Source organism: Nocardia neocaledoniensis, assembly GCF_029868625.1.
Classification (GTDB): Bacteria; Actinomycetota; Actinomycetes; order Mycobacteriales; family Mycobacteriaceae; genus Nocardia; species Nocardia neocaledoniensis_A.
In genome coordinates this window covers 23,427-30,836 of the sequence record NZ_JARWOJ010000352.1, presented here as the reverse complement: position 1 = coordinate 30,836, position 7,410 = coordinate 23,427, and the positions used below count along the sequence as shown (strand labels likewise).

Sequence of the window (7,410 nt, the reverse complement as noted above, 5' to 3'; positions counted from 1 at the left end):
TTGTTCACGATGGCCGCGTCGACCACGACCATCCGCGGGGCTATGCCGAGGACGCCACGCACCCCCCCGCGCTGGGGGGGGGACCCGGGGCGGCGGGTGCCCGCGGCCGCGGGACTCTTCGTCCCGGTGTCGAGTGTGGTGGTCATAACTCCCCTTGTGAGAAGGCTGGCGGTCGAAGTGGTGGCACAATCGGAGGTGACCCCTCCGCTTCCATCGAAGCTACCAGAGTAACGGAGAAACCACCTCCACTTAATCCCCGGATTGATAGGATGTAGTTGTGAATCACGCCACGACGACTGCCACACCGCCCCGCCGACTGCGCGCCGACGCCGCGCGCAATCAGGCGCGCATCGTCGCGGCCGCCCGCGAGCTCTTCGCCGATCACGGGCTGGAGATCACCCTCGACGACGTCGCCGAGCGGGCCGGCGTCGGCGTCGGCACTGTCTATCGGCGCTTCGCGAACAAGAAGGAGCTCATCGCCGAGGTCTTCGACCAGCACATCGTCGACTTCGCCGACGCCGCCGACAAGGCGATGAGCAACCCCGACCCGTGGCATGCCCTCGTCGAGTTCTTCGAGCACGCCTGCCAGCACATGGCGACCAACCGCGGCTTCGGCGAGGTGATGCTCGAGCTGGAGGAAGACCCGGCCCGCTTCGCCGAACTGCGCGACCGGATCCGCCCCACCGTTGCCGGGATCGTCGAGCGGGCCCGCGCGGCAGGCGCGGTCCACCCCGATGTCACGACCACCGACTTCTTCGCGCTGATCCACATGGTCGCGTCCTTCGCCGAGTTCGCCGCGCCGGTGAACTCACAAGTGTGGCAACGCTATATGGCCATCACCCTCAACGGCGTCCGCACCGACTCGGTGCCTCGCGTCCCGCTGCTCGTCGACCCGCTGACCGATACCGAGGTCGAGCAGGCCAAGGCCGCGGGCTGCCTCGGCCGACGGCGCTGAGCAGCGGTTCTCCCCCGGTTCAGTAGCGCGCGTCACAGCTGATCCTCTACAGTTGGACGCATGACCAAGAACACCTGGGTGAACTGGGCAGGCGAGCAGCGCTGCGCACCCGCCGTCGTCGCCGCTCCGCGCGACGTCGAGGAACTGGCCGAGATCGTCACCGAGTCCGCCGCCGCGGGCCGGACCGTGCGCGTCGCGGGCTCGGGCCATTCGTTCACCGACGCCGTCCTCACCGACGGCACCCTGATCGACCTGGGCGGTCTCGACCGCGTGCTCGACGTCGACACCGCCACCGGCCGGGTCCGGGTCGAAGCGGGCCTCACCCTGCACGCGGCCAGCCCGCTGCTGCACTCCCACGGCCTGGCCTTCCCCAATCTGGGCGATATCGACACCCAGTCCATCGCGGGCGCGACCGCCACCGGCACCCACGGCACCGGCGCCCGGCTGCGCAACATCTCCGCGGCACTGCACGCGGTGGAGGTGCTGCGCGCCGACGGCACGCGCGTCGAACTCGACGAGCAGACCGATCCCGACGGCTGGCGGGCCGCGCGGGTCAGCGTCGGGGCGCTCGGCGTGGTCACCGCGGTGACCCTGCAGCTCGAGCCCTCGTTCGTGCTCGATCTCGTGGAGCGGCCGGTGCCGCTCGACGACGTTCTCACCGATCTCGACGAATTCGTCGACGGCAACGACCATTTCGAGTTCTTCGTCTTCGCCCACAGCGGCGTGGCGATGACCAAGGCGGGCAACCGCACCGACGAGCTCGAACAGCCGCGTGGGCGGCTCACGGCCTGGCTCAACGACGTGCTGCTGTCGAATCACGTGTTCGACGGAATGTGCAAGGCGGGCAGGCTGATTCCCGCCGCCATCCCCGCCATCCACCGCGTCGCCACCCAGGCGGGCAGTCACAACCGCAAGGTCGACCGGTCCTACCGGGTCTTCGCGTCACCGCGGCTGGTGCGGTTCACCGAGATGGAGTACGCGATCCCGCGCGAGCACGCGGCCGCCGCGATCCGCGAGATCGTGGAGCTCACCAAAAGTTTCGGCACGCCGATGCCGATCGAGGTCCGCTGGGTGGCACCCGACGACGCGTTCCTTTCCCCCGCGGGCGGGCGCGACACCTGCTACATCGCCGTGCACCAGTACCAGGGCATGGAGTGGGAGCCGTATTTCCGCGCCTGCGAAGCGGTGTTCGACCGGTACGCGGGCCGCCCGCACTGGGGCAAGCGGCACTTCCAGACCGCCGAGACCCTGCGGCCCCGCTACCCCGAGTGGGACCGCTTCACCGAGGTCCGCCGCCGCTTCGACCCCACCGGCGTGTTCGCCAACGACTACGTGAATCGCGTCCTCGGCACCCTGGACTGACCTCGGACCGCCGCGTACGCGCCAGGAAGCTGCGCACGGCCGTGCGGACATCGCCGGACAATTGTGTCGCCGGTTGTTCCGCACCGCCCGCGCGGGTGGGCGTACGGATGGAATGATGGTGGCGATAACCCGAAGCGCCACAAGCACTTCGCTCCCGCACCGAAAGGGCGACCATGGCCCACACTCCCAGCGTGTTGTTCGTCTGCGTCCACAACGCGGGTAGATCGCAGATGGCTGCGGGATTCCTCCGTGCGATGGCCGGTGACCGGATCGAGGTGCGCACCGCGGGCAGCGAACCGGCACCCGAGCTGAACCCCGCCGCCGTCGCCGCGATGGCCGAGATCGGCATCGACATCTCCGGCGAACGACCGAAACCGCTCACCGACGACGCGGTCGGGCTCTCCGATGTGGTGGTCACCATGGGATGCGGCGAGGTGTGTCCGTATTTCCCCGGCATCAGCTACCGCGACTGGGTGCTCGCCGACCCGGCCGGGCAGCCCATCGAGGTCGTTCGCGGTATTCGCGACCACCTGCGGATCCTGATCGGCAACCTCATCGCCGAACTGGTGCCCGTCCCGGCCCGCTGAGGTCCGATTTCTTCAAGACGATCGCCTCGTGGCCCGCCTACGCTGCGGATATGACTCCACAGCTTGATGCGATCTCCGTCGTCGTCTCCGATATGGCCGCCTCGATCGCCTTCTACCGCAAGCTCGGGCTCGTGTTCCCCGAGGGCGCGGAGAACGAAGGCCACGCCGAGGCCCAACTCGCCGGTGGCCTGCGTTTCCTGCTCGACACCGAGCAGGTCGTGGCATCCTTCTCCCCCGGCTGGCAGCCGCCGACCGGTCACGGGCGCAGCGGCATCGCGTTCCGCTGCGCCGACGCGGCCGAGGTCGACAAGCTCTGGCACGAGCTCGTCGACGCCGGATACCACGGTGACCTCGCCCCGTGGGACGCCGTCTGGGGCCAGCGCTACGCCACGCTCGCCGACCCCGACGGCCAGGGCATCGACCTCTACGCGCCGTTGCCGAACGAATAGGCCGACCAGCCGCGCGGATCGCGCCTGCGCTGCTGATAGCGGCCGAGCATCTCGCCGACCTCGTCACTGACCGGCGGTTCGCCGTCCAGCCTCGTCCACAGGTGCGTGTCGTGTTCGGTCAGCGTCACCGGCCCGGGTCCGGCGACGTCGACGGCGAAGGTGAACTGCCTGGTGCGGGCTCCGCCACCGGACAGGTAGTCGAACTCGCCCAGGTAGTCGCTGATGCCGGTGACCTCGAGACCGGTCTCCTCGGCCACTTCACGGACCACCGCGTCGTCGAGCGCCTCGCCGGGCTCGACGACGCCGCTCGGCAGTTCCCACTGACCACTCAGCGAGTCGGATCGTCGGCGGCGCAGGATGAGGACCCGGTCGTGCCGGACGATGACGGCACCGACCACAAGTCGACGGACTTCGTCTCGTTCGGCCTCGATACGGAGGTTGGAGTACAGCGATACGTCCATCATGGGGGTCACATCCTCTCGTCGGTGTTCGGGCTTGCCTGCTGCGACGGGGCGTGCACAGTGAGCATAACTTTCCCGCGCGGCGTTGCCGAATGAGACTTTCCGGGCGCCGACCGGCCGCTCAGCCGGGCCGCAGCGCTCTGATCGAGCATCCGCCCAGGTCACGGAATTCCCGGGACAGGTGGGCCTGGTCGGCGAACCCGGTGACGGCCGCGGTCTCGGCCGCGGGGACGCCCGCGCGCAAGGCGGCGAGCGCGCGCTGGAAACGCAGAATCCTGGCCAACATCTTGGGGCCGTAGCCGAAGGCCGTCAGCGACCGCCGATGCAGCAGCCGAGCCGACATCCCCACGCGCGCCGCGGTTTCCGCCACCGAGGCGCCGGCATCCAGTGTGTCGGCGATCGCGGAGAGCGCTGGATCGGCGGGTCCGCTCGACGCCGCGAATTCCCGTGCGATCGATTCCAGTTCCGCCACACGGTCGGGCGCGTCGTCGATCCGCTCGACGAGTTCGCGCGCCCGGCGTGCGGGGAGCAATTGCCCCAGCGGAACCCGTTGGTCCCGCAGCTCCGTGGCCGGGACGCCGAGCAGGGTCGGCGCGGTGCCCGGCGCGAACCGGATTCCCACGAACTCCGCGGCCCTCGGCGCGGCGGCCTGGAAGGCGCGGCTGTCGGGACCGGCCACCATCAGGGCGCCCTCGGTCCAGATCAGGTCCATGCAGCCGTCGGGAAACACGGTGACCGGACCCGCGTCCGGCGCGACCGTGCGCGTCCAGACGACGGCTCGCTCGAGCCGTGCCGCGCGTTCCCGGTATTCCGCCACCCTCTCGACGGTAGACCGCCCCACCGACAGTGCGCGGAAGCGGCCCGGTAGCGCCCGGCCCGCCGCTACTCTGGGCTCACCGGCCACCTGGACGGTAGACCGAAAGGACGGTGCCCATGCCCGACGAGGACGCTTCGCTGGTCGAGGCCGTGAACGGCGCCATCGCCCTCACCATTCCCGCCGCGGCGAAGATGGGGGTCCGCGCGCTCGAGGTACGCCACGGATACGCGCGCACCACCGTGCCGGTCGAGGGCAACGGCAACCACTTCGGCGCCATCTACGCCGGCGTGCAGTTCACCGTCGCGGAGGTACTCGGCGGCGCGATCACCGCGGGCAGTTTCGACACCTCGGCCTTCTATCCGCTGGTGAAATCGTTCGACATCTCCTTCCGGAAGATGGCGCGCACCGACCTGACCGCCGAGGCCACGCTCACCGAGGACGAGATCGCGCGGGTCGCGGCTGAGGCGGCCGAACACGGCAAGTCCGATTTCGTGCTCGAGGCGGTGGTCACCGATACCGAGGGCACCACGGTCGCCACCAGCCGTGGGCTCTACCAGCTGCGGGCCTTCGGCCGCTGAGGTTCTAGGGTCGGGCCGTGTCCGTGGTGCGTTCCGCTGTGCTGTTCCTGCTCGCCGCCGTGGCCGAGATCGGCGGTGCCTGGCTGATCTGGCAGGGCGTGCGGGAGCATCGCGGATTCCTGTGGATCGGCGCCGGCGTGGTGGCGCTCGGCCTGTACGGATTCGTCGCCACACTGCAGCCCGACGCGCATTTCGGTCGCATCCTCGCCGCGTACGGTGGGGTCTTCATCGCCGGGTCGCTGCTGTGGGGCATGGCGCTCGACGGGTTCCGGCCCGACCGCTGGGACGTGCTCGGCGCCGTGGTGTGCCTGATCGGCGTCGGCATCATCATGTACGCACCGCGCGCCGTGGGCTGACGCGGCAGTCGTAAGATCCGGCCACGACATTTCGGCTCGGCGGAGGGGTGGCTCCATGCAACCGGCAGGTTCGGCGCAGCGACCGCGCGTCGCGGGCTTTCCCGGCCCCGACATCGACGACGAGCCCGATGTCTGGTCGGGCGCGGCCATCGACGACGACCGGATCAGGGCACTGGCCGTCGGGGCCTATTACGGCCGCAGCTGGGGGGCGTTCTGCGACGGTGTCGCCTTCCTGCCCGAGGAGGACGACAGCACCTCGACCCGGCGCGAGACCGCGATCGAGGGCTTACACGAGTCGTGGGGCGTCGACAACGCCGAGGACGCGCGCGACACCATCCGCAGGCTGCTCGTCGGCATGCACGCGCCGCTGTTCGAGCTGGTCCATCCGCTGGCCGTCGCGGCCGCGACCGAGCAGGGCCGCGTCGACCGCTCCGGCCTGGCCGACGAGCACCGCGAGTTCCTGCACACCCTCTCCGGTTTCCGCGGCTATCGCGGGCCCGCCGGCATCGACCGCGACTACGACGCCTGGCTGCAGGCCATCAAACTCGGGATCACCGACAGCCTGCCCACCCCGTTGCAGACCGACGCCACCGCCTGGGATCTGGCGCGCCTGGTGTTCATCGCCCGCGCCGCCCACACCGCGGGCTATCTCACCGAGGACGAGGCGTGGGAGCACATGCTCGGCGGCCTTGACCGCGCCCGGCAGCACTATCGCAACTGGCGTCAGCTCGGCGACGGATTCCTCACCGGCGCGATCTTCTGGGCGGCCACCCAGGACCTGTCCTCGGCGCGGACCCAGATCGCCGAACGCAGGCGCATGCTCGCCGGATTGCACCTGCGCCCGTCGAGCCCGTGGCGGCGGGTGGCCCTGCATCCGGGGGCACCGGTGTTCAGCCCGGCATCGCCAGCATGATGCCGACCGCCTGACGCCGGAACGGCTCGTCGGCGACCATCCCCAGCTTGCGGCGCTCCACCAGCAGTTGCCATTCGCCGAACAGATCCGCCGAGGACGGCAGCGCCGAGGCGATCGACCCGTCGACGTGCTCGATCTCGCACGCCAGCCGCAACGCCTCGGCCACGCGGCCGAAATCGTCGGGCTCCCAGTCGAGGAAGTCCAGCTCGGTGCCTGCCCCGGAGATCCGCAGGGTCACCACCTGTCCCGGCACGGTGCGCACCTCCGCGCCGGTGACCACCGCGACCGGCAGCTCGTAGACCGCCCACGCCGAGACGAACAGCAGGCGCAGCGTGGTGATCGCGACCAGTCCCGGCGCACCCTCGTGACCGGCCTGGGCCAGCTCGAGCACGTACTCGACCGGCCGGACGCAGCCGTGCAGGATCTCGATCTCGCGCACCGAATTATCCGCGTTGCGCATCCGCGCCGCCGCGGCCGCCACATCGGGGCGCCGCGCGCCGTTCGGACCGGGAACCGGGGCCGGCGGCGTGAGATCCGGGCGCGGCGGAAACACCCGGCGCAACCCGACCAGATCGCGTTCCACCGCCCGGACCAGCACCTGTGCCTGCACCCGCACCCCGGTCTCGAGGAACACCGGCACGGGATGACGATCCGCCGCCGTCCCGTCCGCCCCGATCCGCGCCGATCGGAAGAACAGCAGCATCGCCAGCTGATCGTCGTCGGTGGTCGCGAGCGCGATCTTGGACAGCTCGGCCACCGCGACATCGAGCGCGGCCTCGTTGTCGGCCCGCAGCGGCGTCGTCACCAACCGCCCGCCCGCGTATCGAACAGCGACCCGCGTACCCCACACCTCGATCACAGCCACCTCCTGGCCAGCCCCCGCTGGGCAGGATCCTACTGAGGCCCACCGCCGGTCGATCGGCTGGTCCGGG

The 7,410-nt window shown here is 70.3% G+C and carries 10 protein-coding genes; 7 read left to right on the top strand and 3 right to left on the bottom strand.

Annotated elements, in window-relative coordinates:
- The first annotated feature begins 277 nt into the window (after positions 1-277).
- The 4 genes from QH270_RS27350 (at position 278) to QH270_RS27335 (ending at position 3,353) form a co-directional block, all read left to right on the top strand.
- Positions 278-955 carry a TetR/AcrR family transcriptional regulator gene (locus QH270_RS27350; RefSeq protein WP_280346924.1) on the top strand — a complete coding sequence of 226 codons (678 nt, stop codon included), beginning with the start codon at positions 278-280 and terminating at the stop codon, positions 953-955.
- 60 nt (positions 956-1,015) lie between these two features.
- The gene (locus QH270_RS27345; RefSeq protein WP_280346923.1) at positions 1,016-2,317 is read left to right on the top strand and encodes a D-arabinono-1,4-lactone oxidase; all 1,302 of its coding nucleotides are present in this window, start codon (positions 1,016-1,018) and stop codon (positions 2,315-2,317) included.
- A gap of 173 nt (positions 2,318-2,490) precedes the next feature.
- Positions 2,491-2,904 (top strand): arsenate reductase ArsC, encoded by a 414-nt coding sequence (locus tag QH270_RS27340; RefSeq protein WP_280346922.1) that lies wholly within the window; start codon positions 2,491-2,493, stop codon positions 2,902-2,904.
- A gap of 50 nt (positions 2,905-2,954) precedes the next feature.
- A complete protein-coding gene (locus QH270_RS27335; RefSeq protein WP_233000233.1) occupies positions 2,955-3,353 on the top strand; it encodes a VOC family protein in 399 nt (132 codons plus the stop codon).
- Here QH270_RS27335 and QH270_RS27330 read toward each other — a convergent pair.
- A complete protein-coding gene (locus tag QH270_RS27330) occupies positions 3,329-3,817 on the bottom strand; it encodes an NUDIX hydrolase (protein ID WP_280346921.1) in 489 nt (162 codons plus the stop codon). The genes QH270_RS27335 and QH270_RS27330 overlap by 25 nt on opposite strands.
- Positions 3,818-3,935: 118 nt before the next feature.
- The gene (locus QH270_RS27325; RefSeq protein ID WP_280346920.1) at positions 3,936-4,631 is read right to left on the bottom strand and encodes an AraC family transcriptional regulator; all 696 of its coding nucleotides are present in this window, start codon (positions 4,629-4,631) and stop codon (positions 3,936-3,938) included.
- 116 nt (positions 4,632-4,747) lie between these two features.
- On the opposite strand from QH270_RS27325, the gene QH270_RS27320 reads away from it, so the two are divergent.
- The 3 genes from QH270_RS27320 to QH270_RS27310 are packed head-to-tail and all read left to right on the top strand — an operon-like array spanning position 4,748 to position 6,478.
- On the top strand, positions 4,748-5,209 hold the full coding sequence (locus QH270_RS27320; RefSeq protein WP_280346919.1) for a YiiD C-terminal domain-containing protein: 462 nt from the start codon (positions 4,748-4,750) through the stop codon (positions 5,207-5,209).
- Positions 5,210-5,226: 17 nt separating this feature from the next.
- Positions 5,227-5,565, top strand: coding sequence for a YnfA family protein (locus QH270_RS27315; RefSeq protein WP_280346918.1), 339 nt, complete (start codon positions 5,227-5,229; stop codon positions 5,563-5,565).
- A gap of 55 nt (positions 5,566-5,620) precedes the next feature.
- Positions 5,621-6,478 carry a DUF1266 domain-containing protein gene (locus QH270_RS27310; protein ID WP_280346917.1) on the top strand — a complete coding sequence of 286 codons (858 nt, stop codon included), beginning with the start codon at positions 5,621-5,623 and terminating at the stop codon, positions 6,476-6,478.
- On the opposite strand, the gene QH270_RS27305 is transcribed toward QH270_RS27310, so the two are convergent.
- Complete coding sequence (locus QH270_RS27305) at positions 6,456-7,337, bottom strand: hypothetical protein (protein WP_280346916.1); 882 nt, start codon at positions 7,335-7,337, stop codon at positions 6,456-6,458. The genes QH270_RS27310 and QH270_RS27305 overlap by 23 nt on opposite strands.
- Positions 7,338-7,410: the final 73 nt, after the last annotated feature.

Excerpts from the sequence above, each read along its gene's own strand:
- QH270_RS27345 (WP_280346923.1), top strand. The coding sequence starts at position 1,016 with ATGACCAAGAACACCTGGGTGAACTGGGCAGGCGAGCAGCGCTGCGCA.
- QH270_RS27340 (WP_280346922.1), top strand. The coding sequence starts at position 2,491 with ATGGCCCACACTCCCAGCGTGTTGTTCGTCTGCGTCCACAACGCGGGT.
- QH270_RS27335 (WP_233000233.1), top strand. The coding sequence starts at position 2,955 with ATGACTCCACAGCTTGATGCGATCTCCGTCGTCGTCTCCGATATGGCC.
- QH270_RS27330 (WP_280346921.1), bottom strand. The coding sequence starts at position 3,817 with ATGATGGACGTATCGCTGTACTCCAACCTCCGTATCGAGGCCGAACGA.
- QH270_RS27320 (WP_280346919.1), top strand. The coding sequence starts at position 4,748 with ATGCCCGACGAGGACGCTTCGCTGGTCGAGGCCGTGAACGGCGCCATC.
- QH270_RS27310 (WP_280346917.1), top strand. The coding sequence starts at position 5,621 with ATGCAACCGGCAGGTTCGGCGCAGCGACCGCGCGTCGCGGGCTTTCCC.